This window comes from Bacillus sp. 11C (assembly GCF_055486375.1).
Genome location: NZ_JBUPVZ010000002.1, coordinates 67,602 through 91,556, shown reverse-complemented (window position 1 = coordinate 91,556; position 23,955 = coordinate 67,602). Strand labels below are relative to the sequence as shown.

32 protein-coding genes, 7 tRNA genes and 1 pseudogene are annotated in these 23,955 nt (G+C 40.2%); 36 read left to right on the top strand and 4 right to left on the bottom strand.

The genetic code is table 11. The features are described 5' to 3' along the window. Window positions 1–91: 91 nt before the first annotated feature. The 12 genes from alr (at window position 92) to ACY3LV_RS03125 (ending at window position 9,341) form a co-directional block, all read left to right on the top strand. Window positions 92–1,261, top strand: a complete 1,170-nt coding sequence (gene alr, locus ACY3LV_RS03180; RefSeq protein WP_333561170.1) for an alanine racemase — start codon at window positions 92–94, stop codon at window positions 1,259–1,261. 117 nt (window positions 1,262–1,378) lie between these two features. Continuing rightward, window positions 1,379–1,660: a type II toxin-antitoxin system antitoxin EndoAI gene (gene endB / locus ACY3LV_RS03175; protein ID WP_003225183.1), complete on the top strand. Its 282-nt coding sequence runs from the start codon at window positions 1,379–1,381 to the stop codon at window positions 1,658–1,660. Window positions 1,661–1,664: 4 nt separating this feature from the next. Next, window positions 1,665–2,015 carry a type II toxin-antitoxin system endoribonuclease NdoA gene (ndoA, locus tag ACY3LV_RS03170; RefSeq protein WP_003156187.1) on the top strand — a complete coding sequence of 117 codons (351 nt, stop codon included), beginning with the start codon at window positions 1,665–1,667 and terminating at the stop codon, window positions 2,013–2,015. A gap of 113 nt (window positions 2,016–2,128) precedes the next feature. Beyond that, window positions 2,129–2,953 (top strand): RsbT co-antagonist protein RsbRA, encoded by an 825-nt coding sequence (rsbRA, locus tag ACY3LV_RS03165; RefSeq protein WP_148963060.1) that lies wholly within the window; start codon window positions 2,129–2,131, stop codon window positions 2,951–2,953. 3 nt (window positions 2,954–2,956) lie between these two features. Then, window positions 2,957–3,322, top strand: a complete 366-nt coding sequence (gene rsbS, locus ACY3LV_RS03160; protein ID WP_003225190.1) for an RsbT antagonist protein RsbS — start codon at window positions 2,957–2,959, stop codon at window positions 3,320–3,322. 3 nt (window positions 3,323–3,325) lie between these two features. After that, window positions 3,326–3,727 carry a serine/threonine-protein kinase RsbT gene (gene rsbT / locus ACY3LV_RS03155; RefSeq protein WP_003240352.1) on the top strand — a complete coding sequence of 134 codons (402 nt, stop codon included), beginning with the start codon at window positions 3,326–3,328 and terminating at the stop codon, window positions 3,725–3,727. An 11-nt stretch (window positions 3,728–3,738) separates the two neighbouring features. Further along, on the top strand, window positions 3,739–4,746 hold the full coding sequence (gene rsbU, locus ACY3LV_RS03150) for a phosphoserine phosphatase RsbU (RefSeq protein WP_003225194.1): 1,008 nt from the start codon (window positions 3,739–3,741) through the stop codon (window positions 4,744–4,746). A 61-nt stretch (window positions 4,747–4,807) separates the two neighbouring features. After that, on the top strand, window positions 4,808–5,137 hold the full coding sequence (gene rsbV / locus ACY3LV_RS03145; RefSeq protein WP_148963061.1) for an anti-sigma factor antagonist RsbV: 330 nt from the start codon (window positions 4,808–4,810) through the stop codon (window positions 5,135–5,137). Then, window positions 5,134–5,616, top strand: coding sequence for an anti-sigma B factor RsbW (gene rsbW / locus ACY3LV_RS03140; RefSeq protein WP_148963062.1), 483 nt, complete (start codon window positions 5,134–5,136; stop codon window positions 5,614–5,616). The genes rsbV and rsbW overlap by 4 nt, the downstream gene beginning before the upstream one ends. Beyond that, window positions 5,582–6,370 (top strand): RNA polymerase sigma factor SigB, encoded by a 789-nt coding sequence (sigB, locus tag ACY3LV_RS03135; protein ID WP_333519323.1) that lies wholly within the window; start codon window positions 5,582–5,584, stop codon window positions 6,368–6,370. Before rsbW ends, sigB begins: the two co-directional genes overlap by 35 nt. Further along, complete coding sequence (rsbX, locus tag ACY3LV_RS03130; RefSeq protein WP_148963064.1) at window positions 6,370–6,969, top strand: phosphoserine phosphatase RsbX; 600 nt, start codon at window positions 6,370–6,372, stop codon at window positions 6,967–6,969. Before sigB ends, rsbX begins: the two co-directional genes overlap by 1 nt. 212 nt (window positions 6,970–7,181) lie before the next feature. After that, window positions 7,182–9,341, top strand: a complete 2,160-nt coding sequence (locus ACY3LV_RS03125) for a Tex family protein (RefSeq protein WP_464863388.1) — start codon at window positions 7,182–7,184, stop codon at window positions 9,339–9,341. 9 nt (window positions 9,342–9,350) lie between these two features. On the opposite strand, the gene cmpA is transcribed toward ACY3LV_RS03125, so the two are convergent. After that, complete coding sequence (cmpA, locus tag ACY3LV_RS03120) at window positions 9,351–9,464, bottom strand: cortex morphogenetic protein CmpA (RefSeq protein ID WP_003225207.1); 114 nt, start codon at window positions 9,462–9,464, stop codon at window positions 9,351–9,353. Between the two features lie 102 nt (window positions 9,465–9,566). Between cmpA and ACY3LV_RS03115 the strand changes: the two genes are divergently transcribed. The 8 genes from ACY3LV_RS03115 to ACY3LV_RS03080 all read left to right on the top strand — a co-directional run bounded on the left by ACY3LV_RS03115 (window position 9,567) and on the right by ACY3LV_RS03080 (window position 10,857). After that, window positions 9,567–10,019 (top strand): SprT family protein, encoded by a 453-nt coding sequence (locus tag ACY3LV_RS03115; RefSeq protein WP_333561168.1) that lies wholly within the window; start codon window positions 9,567–9,569, stop codon window positions 10,017–10,019. 123 nt (window positions 10,020–10,142) lie between these two features. Then, window positions 10,143–10,217, top strand: a tRNA-Asn gene (locus tag ACY3LV_RS03110). A 4-nt stretch (window positions 10,218–10,221) separates the two neighbouring features. Further along, window positions 10,222–10,312 (top strand) — tRNA-Ser (locus ACY3LV_RS03105). A 29-nt stretch (window positions 10,313–10,341) separates the two neighbouring features. Beyond that, window positions 10,342–10,413, top strand: a tRNA-Glu gene (locus tag ACY3LV_RS03100). A gap of 11 nt (window positions 10,414–10,424) precedes the next feature. Next, a tRNA-Gln gene (locus ACY3LV_RS03095) sits at window positions 10,425–10,499 on the top strand. Between the two features lie 26 nt (window positions 10,500–10,525). Beyond that, window positions 10,526–10,601, top strand: a tRNA-Lys gene (locus tag ACY3LV_RS03090). Window positions 10,602–10,612: 11 nt separating this feature from the next. Beyond that, window positions 10,613–10,694, top strand: a tRNA-Leu gene (locus ACY3LV_RS03085). A gap of 79 nt (window positions 10,695–10,773) precedes the next feature. Then, a tRNA-Leu gene (locus ACY3LV_RS03080) sits at window positions 10,774–10,857 on the top strand. A gap of 85 nt (window positions 10,858–10,942) precedes the next feature. On the opposite strand, the gene ACY3LV_RS03075 is transcribed toward ACY3LV_RS03080, so the two are convergent. The 3 genes from ACY3LV_RS03075 to ACY3LV_RS03065 are packed head-to-tail and all read right to left on the bottom strand — an operon-like array spanning window position 10,943 to window position 13,004. Then, complete coding sequence (locus tag ACY3LV_RS03075) at window positions 10,943–12,067, bottom strand: tyrosine-type recombinase/integrase (protein WP_464863387.1); 1,125 nt, start codon at window positions 12,065–12,067, stop codon at window positions 10,943–10,945. Between the two features lie 11 nt (window positions 12,068–12,078). Then, on the bottom strand, window positions 12,079–12,600 hold the full coding sequence (locus ACY3LV_RS03070) for an ImmA/IrrE family metallo-endopeptidase (RefSeq protein WP_464863386.1): 522 nt from the start codon (window positions 12,598–12,600) through the stop codon (window positions 12,079–12,081). Beyond that, window positions 12,597–13,004, bottom strand: coding sequence for a helix-turn-helix domain-containing protein (locus tag ACY3LV_RS03065; RefSeq protein ID WP_464863385.1), 408 nt, complete (start codon window positions 13,002–13,004; stop codon window positions 12,597–12,599). The genes ACY3LV_RS03070 and ACY3LV_RS03065 overlap by 4 nt, the downstream gene beginning before the upstream one ends. Before the next feature lie 277 nt (window positions 13,005–13,281). On the opposite strand from ACY3LV_RS03065, the gene xis reads away from it, so the two are divergent. The 16 genes and pseudogenes from xis (at window position 13,282) to conE (ending at window position 23,948) form a co-directional block, all read left to right on the top strand. Then, window positions 13,282–13,473: an ICEBs1 excisionase gene (gene xis, locus ACY3LV_RS03060; protein ID WP_049635822.1), complete on the top strand. Its 192-nt coding sequence runs from the start codon at window positions 13,282–13,284 to the stop codon at window positions 13,471–13,473. Between the two features lie 5 nt (window positions 13,474–13,478). Next, the gene (locus tag ACY3LV_RS03055; protein ID WP_464863384.1) at window positions 13,479–13,730 is read left to right on the top strand and encodes a hypothetical protein; all 252 of its coding nucleotides are present in this window, start codon (window positions 13,479–13,481) and stop codon (window positions 13,728–13,730) included. Window positions 13,731–13,783: 53 nt separating this feature from the next. Continuing rightward, window positions 13,784–14,044: a hypothetical protein gene (locus ACY3LV_RS03050; RefSeq protein ID WP_202328767.1), complete on the top strand. Its 261-nt coding sequence runs from the start codon at window positions 13,784–13,786 to the stop codon at window positions 14,042–14,044. Window positions 14,045–14,244: 200 nt separating this feature from the next. Next, window positions 14,245–14,370, top strand: a pseudogene (locus ACY3LV_RS03045) (hypothetical protein); the annotation flags it as partial. A 38-nt stretch (window positions 14,371–14,408) separates the two neighbouring features. Then, window positions 14,409–14,789 carry a helicase processivity factor HelP gene (gene helP / locus ACY3LV_RS03040; RefSeq protein WP_464863383.1) on the top strand — a complete coding sequence of 127 codons (381 nt, stop codon included), beginning with the start codon at window positions 14,409–14,411 and terminating at the stop codon, window positions 14,787–14,789. A gap of 839 nt (window positions 14,790–15,628) precedes the next feature. After that, on the top strand, window positions 15,629–17,050 hold the full coding sequence (conQ, locus tag ACY3LV_RS03035; RefSeq protein WP_464863382.1) for a coupling conjugation protein ConQ: 1,422 nt from the start codon (window positions 15,629–15,631) through the stop codon (window positions 17,048–17,050). Further along, window positions 17,043–18,101, top strand: a complete 1,059-nt coding sequence (locus ACY3LV_RS03030) for a replication initiation factor domain-containing protein (RefSeq protein ID WP_464863381.1) — start codon at window positions 17,043–17,045, stop codon at window positions 18,099–18,101. The genes conQ and ACY3LV_RS03030 overlap by 8 nt, the downstream gene beginning before the upstream one ends. Window positions 18,102–18,377: 276 nt before the next feature. Continuing rightward, entirely contained in the window at window positions 18,378–18,629 is a 252-nt protein-coding gene (locus ACY3LV_RS03025) for a DUF3850 domain-containing protein (RefSeq protein ID WP_464863380.1), read from the top strand. Continuing rightward, window positions 18,622–18,888 (top strand): hypothetical protein, encoded by a 267-nt coding sequence (locus tag ACY3LV_RS03020; RefSeq protein ID WP_464863379.1) that lies wholly within the window; start codon window positions 18,622–18,624, stop codon window positions 18,886–18,888. The genes ACY3LV_RS03025 and ACY3LV_RS03020 overlap by 8 nt, the downstream gene beginning before the upstream one ends. A 12-nt stretch (window positions 18,889–18,900) precedes the next feature. Beyond that, entirely contained in the window at window positions 18,901–19,218 is a 318-nt protein-coding gene (locus ACY3LV_RS03015) for a hypothetical protein (RefSeq protein WP_464863378.1), read from the top strand. 12 nt (window positions 19,219–19,230) lie between these two features. Next, window positions 19,231–19,509 (top strand): hypothetical protein, encoded by a 279-nt coding sequence (locus ACY3LV_RS03010; protein WP_080624166.1) that lies wholly within the window; start codon window positions 19,231–19,233, stop codon window positions 19,507–19,509. Between the two features lie 17 nt (window positions 19,510–19,526). Further along, a complete protein-coding gene (locus ACY3LV_RS03005) occupies window positions 19,527–19,676 on the top strand; it encodes a hypothetical protein (protein WP_003328171.1) in 150 nt (49 codons plus the stop codon). A gap of 27 nt (window positions 19,677–19,703) precedes the next feature. After that, a complete protein-coding gene (locus ACY3LV_RS03000) occupies window positions 19,704–20,768 on the top strand; it encodes a conjugal transfer protein (protein WP_464863377.1) in 1,065 nt (354 codons plus the stop codon). A gap of 11 nt (window positions 20,769–20,779) precedes the next feature. Then, a complete protein-coding gene (locus ACY3LV_RS02995) occupies window positions 20,780–21,028 on the top strand; it encodes a hypothetical protein (RefSeq protein WP_202328750.1) in 249 nt (82 codons plus the stop codon). Window positions 21,029–21,040: 12 nt separating this feature from the next. Further along, window positions 21,041–21,565: a conjugal transfer protein gene (locus tag ACY3LV_RS02990; protein ID WP_302897119.1), complete on the top strand. Its 525-nt coding sequence runs from the start codon at window positions 21,041–21,043 to the stop codon at window positions 21,563–21,565. Further along, complete coding sequence (conE, locus tag ACY3LV_RS02985) at window positions 21,453–23,948, top strand: VirB4-like ATPase ConE (protein WP_464863376.1); 2,496 nt, start codon at window positions 21,453–21,455, stop codon at window positions 23,946–23,948. Before ACY3LV_RS02990 ends, conE begins: the two co-directional genes overlap by 113 nt. Window positions 23,949–23,955: the final 7 nt, after the last annotated feature.

Genomic DNA, 23,955 nt, shown 5'->3' with positions numbered 1-23,955 from the left:
GGCCTTTTTTTCGTCTTGCATCGTTTCCCTTTGGCCTTTAATTTTAGTATGATATGTAAATGATATTGAATAAAAGCTAGGAAGTGTCATAATGAGCACAAAACCTTTTTACAGAAATACGTGGGCGGAAATCGACTTGTCCGCGATAAAGGAAAATGTCAGCAATATGAAAGAACATATCGGCGAACATGTCCACCTAATGGCAGTTGTGAAAGCGAACGCCTACGGGCATGGCGATGCAGAAACAGCGAAAGCGGCGCTTGGCGCAGGTGCTTCATGCTTGGCAGTGGCTATTCTCGATGAAGCGATTTCACTGCGCAACAAGGGCCTGAAAGCGCCGATTTTGGTGCTCGGCGCGGTTCCCCCTGAGTATGTATCAATCGCGGCAGAATATGATGTGACAATAACAGCTTATTCTGTTGAATGGCTTCAGGAAGCCGCCCGCCATATGAAAAAAGGTTCTCTTCATTTTCATTTAAAGGTCGATACGGGGATGAACAGGCTTGGCGTAAAAACAGAAGAAGAAGTTCATCACGTCATGGCGATTCTTGACCGTAACCCTCGTTTAAAATGCAAAGGGGTATTTACCCATTTTGCGACAGCGGATGAAAAAGAAAGAGGCTATTTTTTAAAGCAGTTTGAGCGCTTTAAAGAACTGATTGCTCCGCTGCCGCTTAAGAAACTGATGGTGCACTGTGCGAACAGCGCCGCCGGCCTCAGGCTGAAAAAAGGCTTTTTCAACGCGGTCAGATTCGGCATCGGCATGTACGGCCTCCGTCCGTCAGCCGACATGACGGACGAAATACCGTTTGAGCTGCGCCCCGCTTTCACTCTGCATTCAACGCTGTCGCATGTCAAACTGATCAGAAAAGGCGAGAGCGTCAGCTACGGAGCGGAATACACAGCGGAAAAAGATACATGGATCGGGACGGTGCCTGTCGGCTATGCGGATGGCTGGCTTCGAAAGTTGGAAGGAACCGAAATCCTTGTAAAGGGAAAACGGCTGAAGATCGCCGGCCGGATCTGCATGGACCAATTTATGGTGGAGCTGGATCAGGAATATCCGCCGGGCACAAAAGCCACATTAATAGGCCGGCAGGGAGATGAATATATTTCCATGGATGAAATTGCAGGCAGGCTCGAAACCATTAACTATGAGGTGTCTTGTACAATAAGTTCCCGGGTTCCCCGTATGTTTTTGGAAAATGGGAGTATAATGGAAGTAAGAAATCCTTTAGTGCAGGAAAATAAAAGCAAATAGCTCATCTCATAATGGAGAATTCATAAAACAGCTTTGCTTGAAGAGTGAATAATGGTATCATTATCACTGGATGGATAAAAGAGTCGTATCCGTAAGTTTGGTGGAGGTGTATGTTTTTTGTCTGAATCCAGCGCAAGAACCGAAATGAAAATCAGCTTGCCCGAAAACCTAGTAGCTGAATTGGATGGTGTAGCGATGCGGGAGAAACGAAGCAGAAACGAACTGATATCACAAGCAGTGAGAGCGTATGTCAGCGAACGAACAACTCGTCACAACCGTGATTTGATGAGACGCGGCTATATGGAAATGGCGAAAATCAACCTGAATATTTCTTCTGAGGCTCACTTTGCGGAGTGCGAGGCTGAAACGACAGTTGAGCGCTTAGTCAGCGGAGGATAATCATTTGATTGTGAAACGCGGCGATGTTTATTTTGCTGATTTATCTCCTGTTGTTGGCTCAGAACAAGGCGGGGTGCGCCCGGTTTTAGTGATCCAAAATGACATCGGAAATCGCTTCAGCCCAACTGCTATTGTTGCAGCCATAACAGCGCAAATACAGAAGGCGAAATTACCAACCCACGTCGAAATTGATGCAAAACGCTACGGTTTTGAAAGAGATTCCGTTATTTTGCTGGAGCAAATTCGGACGATTGACAAGCAAAGGTTAACGGATAAGATTACTCATCTGGATGATGAAATGATGGATAAGGTTGATGAAGCCTTACAAATCAGTTTGGCACTCATTGATTTTTAGACATATGTGCAGGTTGCTCAAATCGAGCAACTTTTTTTGTTTTCAAAAAACATAAACGATATAATAGTGTAATAACAAAAAATATGTTGTTTTTTATCGGGAGGTAAGCGAATTTGATGTCGAATCAGACTGTATACCAGTTCATTGCCGAGAATCAAAATGAACTGCTCCAACTGTGGACTGACACACTAAGAGAATTAAGCGAGCAAGAATCATACCAGCTGACTGACCAAGTGTATGAAAATATATCTAAGGAATATATCGACATTCTTCTGCAGTCTGTTAAGGACGACAGCGCGGCTGAAAGCCAGATCAGCGAACTGGCGCTGAGAACCGTCCAAATTGGACTTTCTTTGAAGTTTCTGGCTACGGCGCTTGCTGAATTCTGGAAGCGTCTCTACACGAAGATGAACGATAAGAGATTGCCAGATCAAGAGAGTACGGAATTAATCTGGCAGCTTGACCGCTTTTTCAGCCCGATTAATACAGAAATCTTCAACCAATACTCAATCTCGTGGGAAAAAACCGTATCCTTGCAAAAAATTGCGCTGCAGGAGCTATCTGCGCCGCTTATCCCGGTGTTTGAAAACATCACCGTGATGCCGCTGGTCGGAACAATAGATACCGAACGTGCAAAACGAATTATGGAAAATCTTCTTAACGGTGTCGTCAAACACCGGTCACAAGTCGTGCTGATTGACATCACAGGTGTTCCTGTCGTTGACACGATGGTTGCCCATCATATTATTCAGGCGTCTGAAGCGGTAAGGCTTGTCGGCGCGAAATGCCTGCTCGCCGGCATCCGTCCGGAAATTGCTCAGACCATTGTCAACCTGGGCATTGATTTATCCCAGATTATTACTAAGAATACCCTGCAAAAAGGAATTCAAACAGCATTGGAAATGACGGATCGAAAAATCGTTTCATTGGGGGAATAACATTTGAGACATCCGAAAATCCCGATCTTGAAACTGTATAATTGCTTATTAGTGTCCATTCAATGGGAACTTGATGACCAAACAGCATTGACCTTTCAAGAAGACTTATTAAATAAAATATACGAAACAGGTGCCAACGGAGTCGTGATTGATCTGACATCTGTAGATATGATTGATTCATTTATCGCCAAAGTGCTGGGCGACGTCATTACAATGTCTAAGTTAATGGGGGCGAAAGTGGTCTTGACCGGCATTCAGCCCGCTGTGGCAGTGACGCTGATTGAACTTGGAATCGCACTTGAGGAAATCGAAACTGCGCTCGACTTAGAGCAGGGGCTTGAGACATTGAAGCGGGAATTGGGGGAATAGCGAATGAACGACCAATCCTGTGTAAAAATCATGACAGAATGGGATATTGTGGCGGCCAGACAACTGGGGCGAAATGTTGCAAAAGAACTGGGTTTCGGCACGGTAGACCAGGCTAGAATTACAACGGCTATTTCAGAATTAGCCAGGAACATTTATTTGTATGCCGGCAAAGGCCAGATTGGTATTGAACAGGTCGCTGACAGAGGAAAAAAGGGCCTGAAAATCATAGCGGAAGACCAAGGGCCGGGAATTCCTGATATCCGTAAAGTCATGGAAGATGGATTTTCAACGTCTGGCGGACTAGGAGCGGGACTTCCTGGTGTTAAAAGGCTGATGGATGAATTCAGTTTAAATTCCGTATCGGGGGAAGGAACAGAGATACAAGCCATTAAATGGCTTCGGTAGGAGGTAAGAAAGTGGATTTTAGGGAGGTTATTGAGCAGCGGTATCATCAGCTGCTTAGTCGATATATAGCTGAATTAACAGAAACATCTTTATATCAAGCACAAAAATTCAGCCGAAAAACAATCGAGCATCAAATTCCTCCGGAAGAAATCATCAGCATTCACCGAAAAGTGCTGAAGGAGCTGTATCCGAGTCTCCCGGAAGATGTTTTTCATTCGCTGGATTTTTTAATAGAAGTCATGATTGGATATGGAATGGCTTATCAGGAGCATCAAACCCTCAGGGGAATACAGCAGGAAATTAAATCAGAAATTGAAATCGCGGCGAATGTCCAGCAGACGCTGCTCGGAACAAAGATTCCGCAGGAAGAAGCGCTGGATATCGGTGCCATCAGTGTGCCCGCTAAACAGATGAGCGGTGATTATTACCACTTTGTCAAAGACAAGGAATCCATTAATATCGCAATCGCGGATGTGATCGGAAAAGGCATTCCGGCGGCTCTTTGTATGTCCATGATTAAATACGCGATGGACTCTTTGCCGGAAACGGGCATACATCCTTCTCAGGTGCTGAAAAATTTAAACAGGGTTGTCGAACAAAACGTTGACGCCAGCATGTTTATTACGATGCTTTATGCCAATTACAATATGGACAAGCATCAATTTACATATGCTTCGGCGGGACATGAACCGGGATTCTATTATTCTCAAAAAGACAACACGTTTTACGATTTAGAGGCCAAAGGGCTCGTTCTTGGCATCTCCCAGGATTATGACTACAAACAATTTGATCAGCATCTCGATAAGGGCGATATGATTGTTTTATTTTCTGACGGCGTCACAGAATGCAGAACGGAAAACGGTTTCTTGGAGCGTCCTGATCTGCAGAAACTCATTGAGGAACATATGTGTTCCTCTGCGCAGGAAATGGTCAAAAACATTTATGACAGCCTCCTCAAATTGCAGGACTTTCAGCTTCACGATGATTTTACGTTAATTGTTTTGCGAAGAAAGGTTTAGCATCAGCCAGCCGGGGGTATACAACAATTAATGATTTGAAGGATAATTTGAGGTGATAAGAATGAATATAAATGTTGATGTGAAGCAAAACGAGAATGATACACAAGTAAACATTGCAGGAGAAATAGATGTATACTCAGCTCCGGTGCTCAGAGAGAAGCTCGTTCCTCTGGCAGAACAAGGCGCTGACTTAAAAATTTGCCTGAAAGATGTCAGCTACATGGACAGTACCGGACTCGGCGTCTTTGTAGGCATCTTTAAAACAGTGAAAAAACAAGGTGGGTCGCTGAAACTTGAAAATCTTTCTGACCGGCTGATTCGTCTGTTTGAGATTACAGGTTTGAAGGACATCATTGATATTTCTGCAAAGTCAGAAGGTGGAGTGCAATGAAGAATAATGCTGATTACATCGAAATGAAAGTGCCGGCCCAGCCTGAATATGTAGGGATTATAAGGCTGACGCTGTCAGGCGTCGCAAGCAGAATGGGCTATACGTATGATGAAATTGAAGATCTGAAAATCGCAATCAGTGAAGCGTGTACGAATGCGGTTCAGCATGCTTACAAAGAAGATAAAAATGGTGAAGTGTCAATCCGATTCGGTGTGTTTGAAGACCGTTTAGAGGTCATTGTGGCGGATGAAGGAGACAGCTTTGATTTCGATCAAAAGCAACAGGATCTAGGGCCGTACACACCTTCGCACACAGTTGATCAATTATCAGAAGGAGGGCTCGGTCTATATTTAATGGAAACGCTTATGGATGAAGTCAGAGTGCAAAACAACTCCGGCGTCACCGTAGCGATGACAAAGTATTTAAATGGGGAGCGAGTTGATCATGACACAACCATCAAAAACTACGAAACTAACTAAGGATGAAGTCGATCGGCTCATAAGTGAATACCAAATAAATCAAGATGAACAGGCGCAAGAAACGCTTGTGCAGGTATATACAAATCTTGTTGATATGCTTGCGAAAAAATATTCAAAAGGCAAAAGCTTCCACGAGGATCTTCGCCAGGTCGGCATGATCGGGCTGCTGGGAGCGATTAAGCGATACGATCCGGTGGTCGGCAAATCGTTTGAAGCTTTTGCGATACCGACGATTATTGGTGAGATTAAACGTTTCCTCAGAGATAAGACGTGGAGCGTTCACGTACCGAGACGAATCAAAGAATTGGGCCCAAGAATCAAAATGGCGGTTGATCAGCTGACGACTGAAACACAAAGGTCGCCGAAAGTAGAAGAGATTGCCGAATTCCTCGATGTTTCGGAAGAAGAGGTTCTTGAAACGATGGAAATGGGCAAAAGCTATCAAGCCTTATCCGTTGACCACAGCATTGAAGCGGATGCGGAAGGAAGCACCGTCACGATTCTTGATATCGTCGGATCACAGGAGGATGGATATGAGCGGGTCAACCAGCAAATGATGCTGCAAAGCGTGTTTCATGTCCTTTCAGACCGTGAAAAACAAATCATAGACCTTACGTATATTCAAAACAAAAGCCAAAAAGAAACTGGGGACATTCTCGGTATATCTCAAATGCACGTCTCGCGTCTGCAGCGCAAAGCTGTGAAGAAGCTCAGAGAGGCCTTGACTGAAGATCCCTCGATGGAGTTAATGTAATGATCCAGGTTGAAGAAAACGAGCATATTCAAACTCTTGTATTCCAACTGAATAAAGAAGGAAAATCGATTTGCGGCGACAGCTTTTATATGAAAGCTGATGATAAGGAGTTAATTTGCGCGGTAGCTGACGGACTTGGAAGCGGATCGCTTGCCAACGAATCTTCCGCAGCAATCAAAGCCTTAGCGGAAAACTATGCGAATGAAGACGTACAAAGCATTATTGAACGCTGTAATCAGGCGATGAAACACAAAAGAGGCGCTACAGCTTCTATCCTGAAAATCAATTTTAAACAAAGGCAGTTTACGTACTGCTCTGTCGGAAACGTACGGTTTATTCTGCATTCCCCGTCTGGTGACAGCTTTTATCCTCTGCCGATTTCAGGCTATTTATCAGGAAAGCCGCAAAAATACAAAACACACACCGCCACCTATGAAAAGGGTTCAAAGTTCATTATACATACCGATGGACTAAACGTACCCGATATCCGCTCCCATTTGAAAAAAGGCCAATCGGTAGAAGACATATCGAATTCACTGAAAATGTACACAACATCGAGAAAAGATGATCTGACCTATATTCTTGGACAGCTGTCCTAAAAGATCAGAAAAAGAAGCTGGACATCCGGCTTCTTTTTTTGTAATGGTGCATTCAATACGATGGGTGTGTGGAAACTGCCAGCAATCAAACGGAACTTTCTGGGCGTTGAAGAACGAAGAAAGTTACGGCTGCCCAGCTGTCTTTTTTTATGTGTTTCTTTCGGTTTTTGATACACTAGAGAAAGAACGACAAAATTGGAGGCAATGGTTACATGGAAACGTCAGCCCTTTTAAAACAGCAAATTGCGAAAGAAATCGGTTTGTCACAAAAACACGTTGAAAGTGTCATCCGCCTGCTTGAAGACGGCAACACAGTCCCGTTTATCGCCCGATACCGAAAAGAGCAAACGGGTTCAATGGATGAGGTTCAGATTCAGACAATTTCTGAACGCTGGCAATACATACAAAACTTGAATCAGCGAAAAGAAGAAGTCATCCGGCTCATTGCAGAGCAGGATAAATTAACAGATGACTTGAAACGTAAAATCGAGCAATCGGTGAAGCTTCAGGAAGTGGAAGACCTTTACCGCCCGTATAAACAAAAACGCAAAACAAAGGCGACAGTCGCGAAAAGCAAAGGCCTCGAGCCGCTTGCCGACTATATCCTGACACTTCCGCAAGATAACCGTCTGGCAGAAACCGCAGACCAATATATCAGCGAAGAAAAAGAAGTGTTCACACGGGAAGAAGCGATTGAAGGCGCCAAGCACATTATTGCGGAACAAATCTCAGACGAGCCAAGTTTCAGGAAGTGGATTCGCCAGGAAACCTTTAAAAAAGGAACCATGAAATCTGCAGCCGGAAAGTCGGCGGACACAGACGAAAAAAATGTGTATGAAATGTATTATGAGTACGAAGAACCAATCGCAAAAGTCGTTCCGCACAGAGTGCTGGCGATGAACCGCGGCGAAAAAGAAGACATTTTAAAGGTATCGATCGAACCGCCAGCAGATTACATCAAGGCGTATTTAGAAAAACAAATTATCAAAAACTGCACAACGTCCGTAAAAGAGATTTTGCAGGAGACGATTGAAGACAGCTATAAACGGCTGATCCAGCCGGCGATCGAGCGTGAAATCAGAAAAGAGCTGTCAGAAAAAGCGGATGAACAGGCGATTCATATTTTCTCTGAGAACCTGAGAAAGCTTCTGCTTCAGCCGCCCATGAAAGGCAAAACCGTTCTCGGTGTTGACCCAGCCTTCCGTACAGGCTGCAAGCTTGCTGTGTCAGATGAGACAGGGAAAGTCTTGAAAATTGATGTCATCTACCCGCATGCGCCAGTCAACAAAACGAAAGAAGCCCATGAGAAAGTCAAAGCGATTCTCGAGCAGTATCAAGTCGAGATGGTGGCGATCGGAAACGGCACGGCGTCCAGAGAAACAGAGCAATTCATCGTCAATGCACTGAAGGACATGCCGCGCAAAATTTATTATGTGATCGTCAATGAAGCGGGAGCAAGCGTGTATTCGGCTTCTGAGCTTGCCAGGGAAGAATTCCCTGAGCTTCAGGTTGAAGAGCGCAGTGCCGTATCCATTGCGCGAAGACTTCAAGATCCGCTCGCGGAACTTGTCAAGATCGATCCGAAATCTGTGGGGGTCGGACAGTATCAGCATGATGTCAGCCAAAAACGTTTAAATGAATCTCTGCGGTTCGTCGTCGAAACAGTCGTAAACCAGGTGGGAGTAAACGTCAACACAGCATCCGCCGCGCTGCTTCAATATGTAGCGGGATTATCAAAGTCTGTAGCAGGCAACGTTGTTAAAAAGCGTGAGGAAATCGGGAAGTTTTCGAATCGAAAAGAACTGAAGGACATCCCGAGACTCGGTGCGAAAACCTATGAGCAATGCATCGGTTTCTTAAGAGTGCAGGAAGGGACAGAGCCTTTGGACAGAACAGGCATCCACCCGGAAAGCTATAAAGAAACAAAAGCGCTATTGAAAAAGCTCGGTCTTTCAACAGAACAAATCGGCACGGCGGAATCGAGGGACAAAATCAATCAGCTGGCGCTTTCTGAAACGGCAAAAGAGCTTGGAATCGGCGAAATCACTCTGAAAGATATTTGTGAACAGCTGACAAGGCCGGAACGCGATCCCCGTGATGAGGTGCCTAAGCCTTTGCTGAAAACAGACGTCCTTCAGCTGGAAGATTTGAAAGAGGGAATGGAGCTGCAGGGCACCGTGCGCAATGTAGTGGACTTCGGAGCGTTTGTTGATATCGGAGTCAAACAAGACGGGCTTGTGCATATCTCAAAACTCAGCAATCAATTCGTCAAGCATCCTCTTGATGTCGTGTCCGTCGGTGACATTGTGACGGTTTGGGTTGACGGTGTAGATGTACAAAAAGGCAGAGTATCGCTGTCTATGATAAAATAAAAGCACTGCTTACGAGCAGTGTTTTTTCCTATAGAAATACCAGCATTGATTCAGCAGTTTAATTTGGTAATTATCTTTTTCAAGGAACGCTTTCTGCATCTGTTTTTTAAGCCAATTTGGCATAGGCTCATTCCTCCTCAGCTTTTATCATAAGAGGGACAGTATTACCATATTGTATGCGAACGGTGAATTGTCCCGTTCAATGTTTTTTAAGTGAGGTGCACCATGGATAACAAAGAGCTTCAAAAACTGACAGAGGATATTTCTGAAACGTATTTTAAAAAGCCGTTCCGCCATCAGGCGCTTTTTAATGACAGGCTGAAAACGACGGGCGGAAGGTACCTGTTAACCTCTCATAACATTGAATTGAACAGAAAATACCTGATTGAACACGGCAGGGAAGAACTGATCGGCATCATTAAGCACGAGCTTTGCCATTACCATCTTCACCTTGAAGGAAAGGGGTACAAGCATAGAGACAGAGATTTTCGAGTGCTGATGCAGCAGGTCAACGCGCCAAGGTTCTGTACACCCCTTAAGAAAAAAACAGAAAACAAAAAAACTTATAGGTATATCTGTGCGGCCTGCGGCCAACAGTATATAAAGAAGCGTGCCATGAACCCTGACAGATACAGGTGCGGAAAATGCCGCGGGAAAATAAAAAGATTTTTTTCGTAAAAAAGGTTGACGAATATGGCAAGCCTATGGTACATTATAAAAGTCGTCACGAGAGATAGACAAAAAACATATACCTCTTGACACTGCAAATCAAGGCTGATACAATAAGTCTTGTCTTATTATTCCACAGTAGCTCAGTGGTAGAGCTATCGGCTGTTAACCGATCGGTCGCAGGTTCGAATCCTGCCTGTGGAGCCATATTGGAGAAGTACTCAAGTGGCTGAAGAGGCGCCCCTGCTAAGGGTGTAGGTCGCGTAAGCGGCGCGAGGGTTCAAATCCCTCCTTCTCCGCCATCAGATTTCCATATAAGTTCTCAACCATCGGCCCGTTGGTCAAGCGGTTAAGACACCGCCCTTTCACGGCGGTAACACGGGTTCGAATCCCGTACGGGTCATTCCATTTCGTTGGGCTATAGCCAAGCGGTAAGGCAACGGACTTTGACTCCGTCATGCGTTGGTTCGAATCCAGCTAGCCCAGCCATTTTTATTTTTGAAATTTAATAGCAAGAGCCATTAGCTCAGTTGGTAGAGCATCTGACTTTTAATCAGAGGGTCGAAGGTTCGAGTCCTTCATGGCTCACCATTTGTCTTTTTGCGGGTGTGGCGGAATTGGCAGACGCGCTAGACTTAGGATCTAGTGTCTTACGACGTGGGGGTTCGAGTCCCTTCACCCGCACTTTAATTACAAAGTGCACGCAAATCGGTTTTGCTAGGTTAAGAGCCTAATAAACCACCACAAACAATTTAATGATCACGCGGTCGTGGCGGAATGGCAGACGCGCTAGGTTGAGGGCCTAGTGGGTGAATAACCCGTGGAGGTTCAAGTCCTCTCGGCCGCATCAATGATACCAAGGGTTTTGACGCCCTTGGTATTTTTTATGTCTTTGAAGAAAATGTGTTTTGTGACCAAAAGTGTCCACTAACTTAAAGTAAGTCGTCTAATTTGTCCGCCATTTCTTTTTGTTTGTTAGGATATAAATGTCCATATACGTCAATAGTTGTTCTCACTGAAGCATGACCTAAGCGCTCCTTTATTGTAATGTAGTCTTCACCTTGGTTTATTAAAAGGGCGGCATGTGAATGTCGGAAATCATGTAATCTAATTGGTTCTAATTCAGTGTCTTTGCAGAAATATTTTATTTTTCGGCTAAAAATATCCTTTGATGATGGTTTATCTTTATATTGAAATACATAAGTATTCACTGAATGTGGAATCTTAAACGAGTTGAATAACTCTTTTTGGTGCCGTTTCCAACTTTCGAGAAGCTGTAATAATTTATGATTAATACTTATACGACGGATACTATTCCTTGTTTTTGGTGCAGTAACAATAAAATCGCCCTTTATATAAGTAGCTGATTTTCGAATGTCTATTTCCATTAAATACGGGTCTAAATCGTCCCATTGCAACGCTAACATTTCTCCGCATCTTAATCCTGTAAGATAGGCTGTTGTATAAAACGTTTTAAACAATAGTTGATCGTCAGGAATAAAACTAATGAATTTTTTGAACTCTTCGGGTCTCCAAAATTTCATTTTCTTGTGTTTTAATGGTAATCTTTTAACTTTACTACAAGGGTTTTCATTTATTACACCTTCATTTACTGCTGTTTCAAATAATTGGCTCAATGTGGCTAAAAGGTTATTTATTGATTTGTTACTTAGTTTTTTTCCATTGCTTTGTTCTTTTTCAATAAGGTCTTTTCTAAAATTAATGATTTCATTGTGGGTAATTCTTTTAATATCTGCTTTTTTAAAATAATCTCTTATGTGTTTGTCGATGGTATATGATTGTATATTATGATAGCCAGGTTTATTTGAAAGTTTACATTCATTTAAGTATAACTCTATTAATTCAGGAAAACTGATCTCTTTTTTGCTTATCCATTCTTTTGATTTGTGTTTACTTCTGAGAATTGCTTCTAACGCCTCTGCGTCCTTTTTTGTTGGGGCAGATGGTCTTTTTCTGATTCTTTCCCCAGTTATAGGATCGGTACCTAAGCTTACGTCTACTTTATATTTTCCACTTTTTATTTTTTTTATTGGCATATTATCGCTCCTTACCCAAATGCCTTCAGTTGATTATTATAGAAGTTGAATATATTGTTTAATGTGTTACCGGGGTGTGAAAATTTATAGTCGGTAACTACAGATAAAGGTACTCTAAAATAAGACGCCATTTGCTCTTGGTTGAATTCTCTAATGATGGGGAGGGCATCGCGAATCATTTTGTCTGTGAGTAATAGTTCTGCGGCAAAAAGATTTGCTTGATGTTCAAGTTTATCTTTTAACACGCTTGAACATTTTTGAATTTTGAAAGTATTAAGATTTTTGTGGAGGAAGTAATGCCCTAATTCATGGGCGATTACAAATTGTTCGTTATTTAAATTTTCGTTTATATGGATTAAATATTGATTTGTCGGCTTATCAAATTGAAGTAAACCCCTAGCTTGTCCGAGATTATTTTTCAGAATGTAAATATTTAATAGTTCACAAATCTTGTATACATCATTTGTTCCGTACTTATTGATAACTAATTGGGTCCTGTGTTTTATACTTTTGCTTGTATAAATGATGATCACTCTTTCTTTTTTAATTCGTCTATAAACTTAATTCCATTTTTTAATGCTTTTTTAATTAAGAGGGCAGTCTCTTCGTCAAATTCACCATCATTCATAAAAAGGAGTGTATCCTCATCTTTTAATTCTTGTATGGCTTCATTGATTGTCTTATTAAGTAGATCGCCTTTCTTGCCATCATCGTTGGTTTCTGTAACAGTAATAGGATTTTGACTTTTTCCTAGTAAGTAATCTGTTGTTACGTTATAAACATCACTAATTTTTTTTAATGTTGATGTGTCGGGGTCTCTGTAATCTCTCTCATAGTTTGATAAAACAGATTTTGATATACCAATTTTCTCTGCTGCTTGTTGTTGATTCCAACCGGTTTTTTTTCTACATATTTTTAACCTTTGACCTAATGTCATATGATTTCCACTCCACGAAAAGTTGATTATGTATAAATAATATCACCATAAGTTGACTTTTTCATTCAAGTCCACGAAAAGTTGTTTTATATATTGACATCCACTTATTGTTGTTTTATTATGTTTATGAAATCAACTAATCGTTGTCATATTTTATGTACATTATATATTTTTATCAAAAAGTCCACGAAAAGTTTTTATTTTCATTGACGAACACGTTTAGTTGATTTATAATGTAATTAACCACGAAAAGTTGATTATGAAAGGCGGGAGAATCATGAAAGAATTTTTAACTGCCAAGGACATTCAAAATATCCTTGGAGTTAAACAAGCTAAATCTTATGAGATTATTAGACAACTGAATGCTGAAATGAAGAAAGAAGGTTATATGGTTCTCCGTGGTAAGGTGAATAAGCAAAAATTTGAGAATCGTTACTTTTACAAAAGTGACGAAAGTAGAACAGGTTAAATCAAATGAATTTAAAACAAACTAATTCATTTATGAAAGAAGCTGTTCCTCTGGCCAAACGAATGGAAGGTGATTGGACAGTAAGAATGAAAATTGCTCTAAATTCAGTCGTCATAAAGCATTATTTAAACCTTCCTCTAACAAATGAAAATGTTCAAGAATTACTACGGAGAGGCGTTTCATATCGCAGGATATGTAAGCATTATGGCATTGGAAGAAAAGATATCGAAAGGTTACGGCACTCATCCATAGTGTGACGTTATATACCACTATAAGGAGCCGTTAAGAATCCTTTGAAAGGGGGGATGCGATGAAAATAAGGGTGAATGCAACAATCATTACTGATGTTGAAGCTTTAAAGGCTGATAAGGATTTGAATCATTTTAAAGACTATGCCACGTGTGAAACATTCGTTGTTGATGCTGATAATTATTTGAAGGCTAATGAAGAAATATCTGAGCTTTTAAAAGGTTGGAATTGGTGGTGTATCTGGTCTACTCGTCCATTGAGTAAGAAGGATAACCAAGTGTTTACTTTGTATAACGATGATTTGTATAACTTATGTCGCTAGGAGTGTTTGTTCCTTGAAAACTACATATACAAAAAAAGCGCCTTGACGAATGATCATCAAGAACGCCGTGTAAAGATTAGACACCTTTATTATACGGCACTTTTATAAAAATGTCATGCGTGAGTATTTGAGTGATGAACAGCAATCACTTTAAATGCTGTAGCAGGCTAGAATAAGCGTGCGGAATAGCTGTAGTCAGCTTGATGGCTATAATTAGCCTACTAGGTTGCCATGAGGGCATAAAGTCGCTAGCAACTGATAAGCGCCAAGATGGATACAGAACCGGAGCGAATCCAAAATATAAAATCGAAATTAATGTTTTTTTGAAAATAAATAATAAAAAAATGAAATGGGGATATGAAAAATGAACTTAAACTTTATTGTACCGGATATCAATATGACTTTTGGAGAAATGAAATTCATGGGACTTAACAAAGAAAGATATGTTTATGATCGGGAAAACAATAAGCGTACTGACGTACTGGAATCTAGGATTTATAACATTGCTAGTGCTGTTCAAGGTGGTCAAATTGAAGTAACTATTCCTGAGTATGCAGGAGCAAAAGAAATCCCTGCTTTTGCTGACATTGAGTTGAAAAACCCAAAAATTAGCGCTATAGCGACTAGTCAAAGGGATTCAACCTTTGCCAATGTGATGTGGAAACTTGAAGCTGATGATATTGTTGTAAAAGGCGGTTCTTCTGTGAAACCTGCGGCGGCAACTGGTGGGAATGATAAGAAATAAATAAAAAGAATAGCGTGCTTGTAGTAATGGGCACGCTATAATTCTTCATGTTTTTTATATTCTCCAATTGTGAGATAAGTATAAATTATTATAAAACAGAAGGATATAATAACTGCCAGTCCAGTAAAAAGAAAAAATTTATCAGCAAGATTGTATGTTTGGATTTGGTCAAATATTCTTTGATAGGAAAGAGAGAAAGTTTGTACAAACAGTGTGAGAAGTAAAGTGACGTTCGTGGATAAAAATAATAAGAAAAAATAAATTTTATCCATATGGTATAAGAAGTTTTCGTCATGTCGGTCACGTATGCGGTGTTTTATAAAAAAGTGATAACTAAAAAACCAAAGAGCTGATAATCCGGTAAGAGAAATGAGTAATGAATAAGAGTTGAAAATTTCTTCGAGGGTAATATTCCTGCTTGAAAAATATTCAGTTAAACCTGTAGGTGCAAACTTTTTAATTAATAGGAAAAAATTTAAGAAAAGGTTTGGGCTAAAATAAGTTAAAATATTGCAAAGTAACAAGAATAAAATAATGTACGAATAGAATTTTTTGTAAACTTTTATTGCCTGTTCGAACATATGATTCTCTCTCCTTTCTATTGTGATTATTTTTGGGGGTGAATGCTATTAATGGTGGTGAAATGCTAGAGTACGCTATCAAAGGATTCTTTTTTGCTTGTGCATTCGGTTTGTTTGGTGGTTTCCATCTTCTTTTTCAATACTTTGAAAGGAAGATGGAGAAGAAAAACAAAAGTACTGACAATGATGAGTAACATCTTGATTTTACCATATATTTTGAAATGTTAGGAGTGTTGCTTCATCTCTAGGTTTAAGACAATGCTTTGGAAGTATAGGGGGAGACGAATCCGCCCTTACATGAGAAACAACGTAAAATTAGCAGGCGCAATTATTTTTGTGCCTGTTTTTTTATTATCTATGTTTTTCTTTTGGAAAGATCAATTTCTTAACTTTGATGTATTTCAAGTGATTGATCACTTTGAATGGAATGTGCCTTTAATCATTAAAAGCGTTTTATGCTCTGTGTTAATTGCTGTTGGAAGTATAGTTGCATCTTACTTTCTTTTCTTTGACAGCTATAAGAAAATTCTTCACAGGCAAAAGATTGCAAAAATGATTTTCTCGAATAAGTTTTACGAAAGAGATAATGTGAAAGTGAGAAAACTCTTTTCGAATGAAACTGACACAAAGGAAAAGATCACATACTTTCCTAGAATGTATTACCAGGTCAAAAACAATCACATTTATATTCGTATTGCTATGGACATGAGCCGTTTTCAGAATCGCTTCCTAGACTTAGGAAAGGATTTGGAAAACGGCTTATTTTGTGACTTGGTTGATAAGCAAATGGAAGAAGGTTTTGTTTGCTTTAAGCTTCTTTATGATGTGAAAAAGAATCGTATTTCCATTGATGATGCAGTAGCTGAGAATGGAGTACTTCCGTTAATGAAGCATATTTCATGGCAATTTGATAAGTTGCCGCACATGTTAATTTCCGGCGGTACAGGTGGAGGAAAAACATATTTCATGCTAACGATTATCAAGGCGTGTGTTGGACTTGGGGCAGATGTAAGAATATTGGACCCTAAGAATGCAGATTTAGCAGACTTGGAAGAAGTGCTTCCGAAAAAGGTATATTCCCAAAAGAACGGCATTCTCATGTGCCTAAGAAAGTCTGTAGATGGCATGATGGAACGAATGGATGAAATGAAACAGATGCCCAACTATAAGACAGGTGAAAACTATGCCTATTTAGGCTTAAAACCTGTTTTTATCTTCTTTGATGAATATGTGGCGTTTATGGATTTTTTAGATATGAAAGAAAGAAATGAAGCCCTTTCTTACATGAAACAGTTAGTCATGAAGGGGAGACAGGCGGGTTACTTTCTCGTTTTAGGCGCACAACGTCCAGATGCAAAATATTTAGCTGACGGTATTCGTGATCAGTTTAGCTTCCGTGTGTCATTAGGTTTAATGTCCGATACCGGTTACGGAATGATGTTTGGCGATGTTGATAAAGCATATGTGAATAAAAAAGAGACAGGGCGAGGATATGCCAATGTTGGTACTGGTTCAGTGTTGGAGTTTTACAGCCCTATCGTGCCGAAAGGATATGATTTTATGTCGTCTATTAAAAATGCGCTGGTTGGAGTCGAGGGAGCGCAGGCGACGGCAGTCGCCAGCGGCAGCGTAAGCGACCAGACGGCCAGCGGCGAAGGAGTGAGCGAAGCGAATGGATGAGCTAAAACAACCCCCCCACGCTAACAGGGGGGTAGTAATCGTAAAAGAAAAAGAAGAAAACGCTGAAAAGCCTTTAACATCAATGGTTGACTACATTCGTGTGACTTTCAAAACGCATGATGTTGACCACATTATCGAGAACATTCTTCACTTGAACAAAGATTTCATGACAGAAAAGCCAAACGGCTTTTACGGATATGTCGGGACGTTTGAGCTGGACTTCATCAAAGTTTTTTACTCTCCGCCGGGAGATAACAGAGGTACTTTGGTCGAGTTATCGGGTCAAGGCTGTCGGCAATTTGAGTCGTTCTTAGATTGCCGGAAGAAAACATGGTTTGATTTCTTTCAAGACTGTATACAGAATGGCGGTTCATTTACTCGCCTTGATCTGGCAATTGATGATAAAAAAACATACTTTTCAATCCCGGAATTGTTGAAAAAAGCCCAAAAGGGCGAATGTATTTCCCGGTTTAGGAAATCTGATTTCAATGGCTCATTCGATTTATCGGATGGTTTAACAGGCGGAACGACAATTTATTTCGGCTCAAAAAAATCAGAAGCGTATCTGTGCTTTTACGAGAAGAATTATGAGCAAGCTGAAAAATACAATATTCCGTTAGAAGAATTAGGTGACTGGAATCGCTATGAATTGCGCTTGAAAAGTGAAAGGGCGCAGACTGCTATTGATGCTTTGATGAAAACAAAAGATTTAACATTAGTCGCCATGCAAATCATTAACAACTATGTAAGGTTCGTTGATGCTGACGAGGAAGTCACTCGGGAGCATTGGAAAACGAGCCTTTTTTGGTCTGAATTTATAGGTGATGTAGGGAAACTGCAACTGTACATGAAGCCACAAAGAGACTTTTACCAGAAAACAAGGAACTGGCTGAAAAACTCATGTTCTCCCACTATGAGAATGGTGCTGGAAGCTGACCAACACTTGGGTCGCAATGATCTTTCGGACATGATTATGGAAGCCGAGCTGTCAGACAAACAAGAAAAGATGTTGGATGTGTTTCTTGCTGAGGTGGCGGACATGGTCGTTTAAAGGTTTTAAATAGACTGCTATCGCTCTTAAAAACAGGTGATGCGATTAAACGTATGTGTCAACGGTACCGGAACGAAGTGAGGATAAGGAGTTGACATATTCAGCGCCACCAAAACCCTCTTGGCATTGAACAAACAACCGTTTGTTCCTGCCTACCGGCGAGGGAGTCCCCCGATGATTCGGGGGAATAGGGGGCTAGATTAACAGCAATCCAACGGGCTTCCGTTGGTGGGTTTGGGTGAAACCCAAGATATTAAACAAGAAAGGTGTGCTGTCATGGTAGTGCATCATCTTAAGATATATCCAGAGTACTATGAGGCTGTATTAAAAGACGTAAAGAAATTTGAGATTCGAAAAAACGACAGGTTCTATATGGTCGGAGATACGCTGGTACTTCATGAATGGATGGATGAATTTACTGGGCGGAAATTAGAAGCACAAATTATATATATTACTGATTACAAACAGCGTCCCGGTTATGTGGTTCTAGGCATTGAAAGAACTATAGGGGGGATTGTTCATGTTTAATATTAATCTTTTAAATAAGGCCCGACTGGAAAGTGATTTGGAGTCTCTTGGCTGTTTGGATATTGTTGAGGAATTGATCGAAAAAATGATGGAAGATGTCTTTTACAGTGATGTTGCTCAAAGAGTCATAGTCCAAACTCTTGCGGTTATAGATAACGTGAATGCTAAACTTCAAGCAACGTTTAACATCCTAGAAGATGAAGATATGGAGACAGATGAACGGAGCGTCGAATTTGAAGGAATAAGCTACTATCACTGAGGGGGTGAAAACATGGATTACAGGATTATAAATGAGTCCTCCCTTATAAACACATTAGAACGGCATCTTAATATCCACTTGTTGGATGATGTTCTGGAAAGATTAAGGGATGAAATGTCTTCGGGTTATGATCAAATGATCATTATTCACGTTAGGAAAGATAGTGGCGGGGATATGGTTGCGAACTTGTATTTTCACTTTAGAGTCCTTGAAGAAAATGAAACGGAATCAGATGACGGAGTAGTTCTTGTCGAATTTGTAATGTATGATCCACATGTTATTAGAAAAGATTACGAAGAAACCCATCTTAAAAACGGAGGACGGATATAACGAGGTGATCAAGTGTCTGCGGTTGATAATCACTTCAAAAGACTAGGCTTTAATGTTGGTATTCCCTCTTTAGTCTTTGTAAGAAGTTTAAGCAGAGACTGCATGTTGGTTGTCGAGGGCGAACGAGTAAAAGGGTTTGCTGAGTATCGTTACACATTCTATAAAACAAGATATTTGCCAGACGGTCGAATGACTAGTTTAAAAGTTTATGTGGAGAACCAAAGCATAAAAAGGGTGTTACATCGTGTAGCATCCTTTTTATTATTCCTTGAAAAAACAAAACAGGTTTGAAGAAAGCGAGGTCTTTCATGAAACAGAGTGTTGAGGTCGTTGAAATTAAAGGTAAGCCAGTGGAAGTGATCGTGACGGAGTTAAATGAACCGAACTATGAAAAAATGGCGAGAGCAATTTTGAAAATGACAAGAAACATGAAAGTTAACCAGGAGGAAAGTGCTTAGAAATCTATGAAAGGAGAGTGAATCGAATTGCTCCAAAAAGAAATTGACTTGGATAAAAAAGAAGAGTCATTTTTTCGGTCTGCCTTTCAAAAATTGAAACGAATTGAAAGACCGGAAAAAGACAAACAGAAAGTTCCTCGTGACAGGTCGAAGCTGATCGCAGTTACATTGTGGTCTTGTGTTGGGGGGTTACTGTTTATCTGTTTGCTCGCTGTGCTTCTATCAATTAACACACGTTCCCAACTAAATGACATGAAAGATGAAGCGAGTAAGCCAACAAATGACGATAAACAAAAAATTTCGGTGACTGCTGCTGAAAACTTTCTATCAGGGTTCATCAATGAATATGTGAATGTGAAGAACGATCAAGAATCTATTGAAAAACGTATGCAGAGCCTTGAAAGCTACATGGTGAAACAGGAGGATAACCATTTTGAAGATGAAGAACGCTTCAATGTGGATGGCTTAAAAGGTGATCGAGAGTTAAAAGAATACAGCTTATATAACGTGAAAGAAGGTGATAAAAACAGTCTTTTTCAATATAAGGTCACATATGAAAATCTATATCCTGTAGAAAAGGAAGTTGAAAAAGAAGTTAAAGACGGAAAGAAGAAAAAGAAGGTGAAAGAAAAGGTTAAAACAAACGAGAAATCCGAAAAACAAATGTTGCTGAATATTCCAGTCACAAATAAAGGTGATTCCTTTGCGGTGTCTGCTGTTCCTTACTTTACACAGATTTATGATTTGAAAGGCGATATTGCTTCTAAGGGTAAAGAAGACACTAGAGACGAATATGCAGGCGAGAAAAAAGAATCTATCGAATCATTCCTTCATACTTTCTTTGAGAAATACGCTTCTGAAAAGAAAGAAGAAATGGTTTATATGATGAAAAAGCCGGAAGCGTTGGAAGGAAACTTGTTATTTGGGGAAGTGCAGTCAATGAAAATCTTCGAGACGAAAAAAGGTTTCGAGGTTTTTTGTGCTGTTCGATTTAAGGAAAAAGAAAATGATATTCCGGTAAATGAAAAATTCAGTTTGGAGATTACGGAAAACAGCGGTCAGTTTTATGTAAATAAACTTAAACATCAATAGGAGGTTTAAATATGGATTTCGTGAATTTCTTTATTCTTGGCGCAGACCTTCCAACACTTGGAGGGGTAAAAGGATGGGCATCAGATGTTGTTGTCCAATTCATTACGATCGTGGTCATGTTCATAGCCGCAAAGCATCTTACTAAATTAAAAATGGGCGGCATTATTTTTGTCTGCTGTATTGGCAGTGCGGTGACTTGGATTATTAAACACTGGTCAGAATTCTCCGGCTGGATCAATGCACTAATGGAAAAATTGTAAGGGGGCATTTGAATGAGTCGTCTGGTGTTCAACTATCGGAAGGCGATGAGAGAGCCGAAAAAAATTCAGCAATTAACCGACAACTATTCATTACCTTTTGCAGTTGAATTAATACCGGCTATTAACTACTTCATTTTTGTTGGTATCTGCTTTGGATTTTGGTACGGCGTGAGGATGATTTTTCCTCACGCTTTTGATAACAGTTTCGTCATCGTGATTTTTGGAATACCGATTTTTTTAACAATGCTTGTTACGAAAATAAAGCCGGAAGGCAAAAACATCTATTTATACTTCATTGATTTTGCAAAGTATTACTTCTTCATCAAGCTTCCACAAAAGAAGTTTTGCAATGACCGAAAGGTTGATTTAAGTAATGAAAAACAAATTGAGTTTCGAAAACTTGTGAAGGTGGTGGATTATTCGAATGAGACTAAAAACGCCTATGAAGGCAATACACAAGAATTTGCTGTTAACAAGAACGGGCGACGTGTGGGCGTACTACCGAATAAAAAGCAATTCGATTCCTATGCAAAATAGAGAAAAAGTTGAATCGTATAAAAAGAAGTGGCAGCATCTTTTTGAAGAAATTACATCCTATGAGGATTTCCACTTGATGATGTATCCAAGTGAGTATGAATTGGAAAAACGATTTAAGGACTTAGAAACAGATATTTCGGCAGACGCAATGGATGTGGCTCGTTACTACAATGAAGAAACAGTAAGGCTGTTAGAACAGCGATTAGGAAGGCTGACAAAGTATGATTTCATTTTAGGTGTAAAACTGAAAAGCAGTCTTGTAAATATTAGTGTCGAACTAAAAGATAATATTTTATCTCTATTCAATACGGCGACTGATACTGTTGTAAAAATGCTCGGGTGGGAACAAAATGTTTCCACCTCTTTTTTTGAAAGATATGAGGAAGTCGAAGAAACACTAGCCAATATCATGGCTTCTGTTCGCGGAGAACGGCTTGCAGAATCAGAAATGACATACATTAACCGTTATCACTTTGTGCGTGGATTGAAACACCAGACGAATGAGGAAAGTGAAATAAAGGATGTTCGTTCTATAACAAATACGATCATAGACCCCACTGACCCATCAGTTTTACATCTGCATAGTGATCAAGATGAAGGCTATACGGCTTTTGTGGTGATTGATGAATTTCTCCACAACATGTCTGAAAGTGATTTGTTTTATGAAGCGCAGTCTCTTCCCTTCCCTGTCGAAGTCCAAATGAAAATTCAAACGGAATCAAAATCAATCACAAAACCTGCCCTCAACCTCAAAAAACAGCAACTAAAAGAAGAACAAAAAGAACAACAAAGCACAGGGGATCGAAGTGATGTTTCGACTGTCACAAGTGCCACAATGGTAAGACATTTACAAGATGAGATAAAGAAAGAAGATGTACATGTGATGAACTGGCTGGCTGTTGTTGTCGTTCATGGAAAGACGAAAAAAGAATGTGTGGGAAAATCGAAGATTGTCAAAAGACACTTGAAAGGCGCCGGTATTACATGTCGTCTTCCAGTGGCTGATCAATTGAACCTTTTTTATAAAATGCTTCCGGGAGAAAAATTAGATATAACAGATAAAAACTGGATTCAAAAAACAACACAAGACGGCGTGGCGGAGGGTCTTTTCGCAGTTAACTCTGATATTGGTTCAAAAATCGGTTTTTTCCTCGGTTGGGTTGATCGTTTCCGAGAGCATACCGATTTAGAAAACGCCATTATGTCCAGCCGTGAATTTGTCTTATTTCATCCTTTTTTAGCCAATCAGCAGTTAAAGGGTTCAAAGACACGTTCTCCTCACTGTCTCATCACAGGAGACACAGGAAACGGCAAATCTTATTTGGCGAAGTTGATCTTTAATTATATCAGTATGTTAAATATAAAATCGCTTTACGTTGACCCCAAAAAAGAGATGCGTAAATGGATTCGCAAGGTTTTAAATGATGAAACTATCCGAGAAAACTTCCCTTTATATATCGCCCATTTAGAGAAATATAATTACATCACATTAGATCACGAGGATCGAAAGAATTGGGGGGCGCTTGATCCTATCTCCTTCCTCCCTCCTATGAAAGCAAAAGAGCTGGTTCAAGTCATTTTTGAACAAGTTTATGATTTCAAAGGAAAGGATGACATAAACACAGCTTTCCTTCGTGCTACGTCAGATGTAATCGAGGAAAAACAAAAAGGAAATCAGGTCGGTTCGCTTGATATTATTCGGAAGATGCAGGACCATCCCGAAAAAGCTGTACAAAAAGCTGGCGACTACTTGAATGAAGTTGTGTCAGATTCTATTTTAAAACTTTGTATTCACGATGGTTCGAACCCTGCATTGTCACTTGAAGAGCGAATCACCATTTTAGAAGTTGAAAACATGGATTTGCCGGATTATTCTGAGCGAATTGAAAACTATACCATATCGCAATTAAAGTCTAGTGCCGTCATGTTTGCACTCGGTAAATTTTGTGAATTATTCGGAATGAATCCAGATGAACAGACTGTTGAATTTATAGATGAAGCTTGGATATTTACCACGTCACAACAAGGAAAAAAAGTCGAACGGCAAATGAGGCGTATTGGTCGCTCTTATAATAACGCTGAGTATTTTATCTCGCAGTCTACAAAAGACGCTTTGAATGATGAGGATAAAGGAAACTTTGGTGTTGCTTTCGCTTTTGATGAACCAAACGAGCGTGAAGAAGTATTGAAATGGATGAACATGGAGGTCACAGAAGAAAACAAAAAGATGATGGAATCCATGTTTCAAGGTCAATGTCTATTTAAAGATTATTATGGCCGTACATCTAAAATTTCAATTGAATGTCTATTCGAAGAATGGCAAGGCGCTTTAAAAACAGTCGAGAAAAAAGCTGTTGCTTATGCGGAAGAAAAATATTTGTAAAAGGGGT

What these genes read in the sequence shown, in the direction of transcription:
- conE (WP_464863376.1), top strand. Translation starts at nt 21,453, where the DNA reads ATGAGACTAAAAACGCCTATGAAGGCAATACACAAGAATTTGCTGTTA.
- ACY3LV_RS03005 (WP_003328171.1), top strand. Translation starts at nt 19,527, where the DNA reads ATGAAACAGAGTGTTGAGGTCGTTGAAATTAAAGGTAAGCCAGTGGAA.
- rsbT (WP_003240352.1), top strand. Translation starts at nt 3,326, where the DNA reads ATGAACGACCAATCCTGTGTAAAAATCATGACAGAATGGGATATTGTG.
- helP (WP_464863383.1), top strand. Translation starts at nt 14,409, where the DNA reads ATGAACTTAAACTTTATTGTACCGGATATCAATATGACTTTTGGAGAA.
- conQ (WP_464863382.1), top strand. Translation starts at nt 15,629, where the DNA reads ATGCTTTGGAAGTATAGGGGGAGACGAATCCGCCCTTACATGAGAAAC.
- ACY3LV_RS03115 (WP_333561168.1), top strand. Translation starts at nt 9,567, where the DNA reads ATGGATAACAAAGAGCTTCAAAAACTGACAGAGGATATTTCTGAAACG.
- ACY3LV_RS03020 (WP_464863379.1), top strand. Translation starts at nt 18,622, where the DNA reads ATGTTTAATATTAATCTTTTAAATAAGGCCCGACTGGAAAGTGATTTG.
- ACY3LV_RS03055 (WP_464863384.1), top strand. Translation starts at nt 13,479, where the DNA reads ATGAATTTAAAACAAACTAATTCATTTATGAAAGAAGCTGTTCCTCTG.
- ACY3LV_RS03030 (WP_464863381.1), top strand. Translation starts at nt 17,043, where the DNA reads ATGGATGAGCTAAAACAACCCCCCCACGCTAACAGGGGGGTAGTAATC.
- rsbV (WP_148963061.1), top strand. Translation starts at nt 4,808, where the DNA reads ATGAATATAAATGTTGATGTGAAGCAAAACGAGAATGATACACAAGTA.
- ACY3LV_RS03050 (WP_202328767.1), top strand. Translation starts at nt 13,784, where the DNA reads ATGAAAATAAGGGTGAATGCAACAATCATTACTGATGTTGAAGCTTTA.
- ACY3LV_RS02990 (WP_302897119.1), top strand. Translation starts at nt 21,041, where the DNA reads ATGAGTCGTCTGGTGTTCAACTATCGGAAGGCGATGAGAGAGCCGAAA.
- sigB (WP_333519323.1), top strand. Translation starts at nt 5,582, where the DNA reads ATGACACAACCATCAAAAACTACGAAACTAACTAAGGATGAAGTCGAT.
- ACY3LV_RS02995 (WP_202328750.1), top strand. Translation starts at nt 20,780, where the DNA reads ATGGATTTCGTGAATTTCTTTATTCTTGGCGCAGACCTTCCAACACTT.
- ACY3LV_RS03075 (WP_464863387.1), bottom strand. Translation starts at nt 12,067, where the DNA reads ATGCCAATAAAAAAAATAAAAAGTGGAAAATATAAAGTAGACGTAAGC.
- ACY3LV_RS03015 (WP_464863378.1), top strand. Translation starts at nt 18,901, where the DNA reads ATGGATTACAGGATTATAAATGAGTCCTCCCTTATAAACACATTAGAA.
- rsbX (WP_148963064.1), top strand. Translation starts at nt 6,370, where the DNA reads ATGATCCAGGTTGAAGAAAACGAGCATATTCAAACTCTTGTATTCCAA.
- alr (WP_333561170.1), top strand. Translation starts at nt 92, where the DNA reads ATGAGCACAAAACCTTTTTACAGAAATACGTGGGCGGAAATCGACTTG.
- cmpA (WP_003225207.1), bottom strand. Translation starts at nt 9,464, where the DNA reads ATGCCAAATTGGCTTAAAAAACAGATGCAGAAAGCGTTCCTTGAAAAA.
- rsbW (WP_148963062.1), top strand. Translation starts at nt 5,134, where the DNA reads ATGAAGAATAATGCTGATTACATCGAAATGAAAGTGCCGGCCCAGCCT.
- xis (WP_049635822.1), top strand. Translation starts at nt 13,282, where the DNA reads ATGAAAGAATTTTTAACTGCCAAGGACATTCAAAATATCCTTGGAGTT.
- ACY3LV_RS03065 (WP_464863385.1), bottom strand. Translation starts at nt 13,004, where the DNA reads ATGACATTAGGTCAAAGGTTAAAAATATGTAGAAAAAAAACCGGTTGG.
- ACY3LV_RS03125 (WP_464863388.1), top strand. Translation starts at nt 7,182, where the DNA reads ATGGAAACGTCAGCCCTTTTAAAACAGCAAATTGCGAAAGAAATCGGT.
- ACY3LV_RS03025 (WP_464863380.1), top strand. Translation starts at nt 18,378, where the DNA reads ATGGTAGTGCATCATCTTAAGATATATCCAGAGTACTATGAGGCTGTA.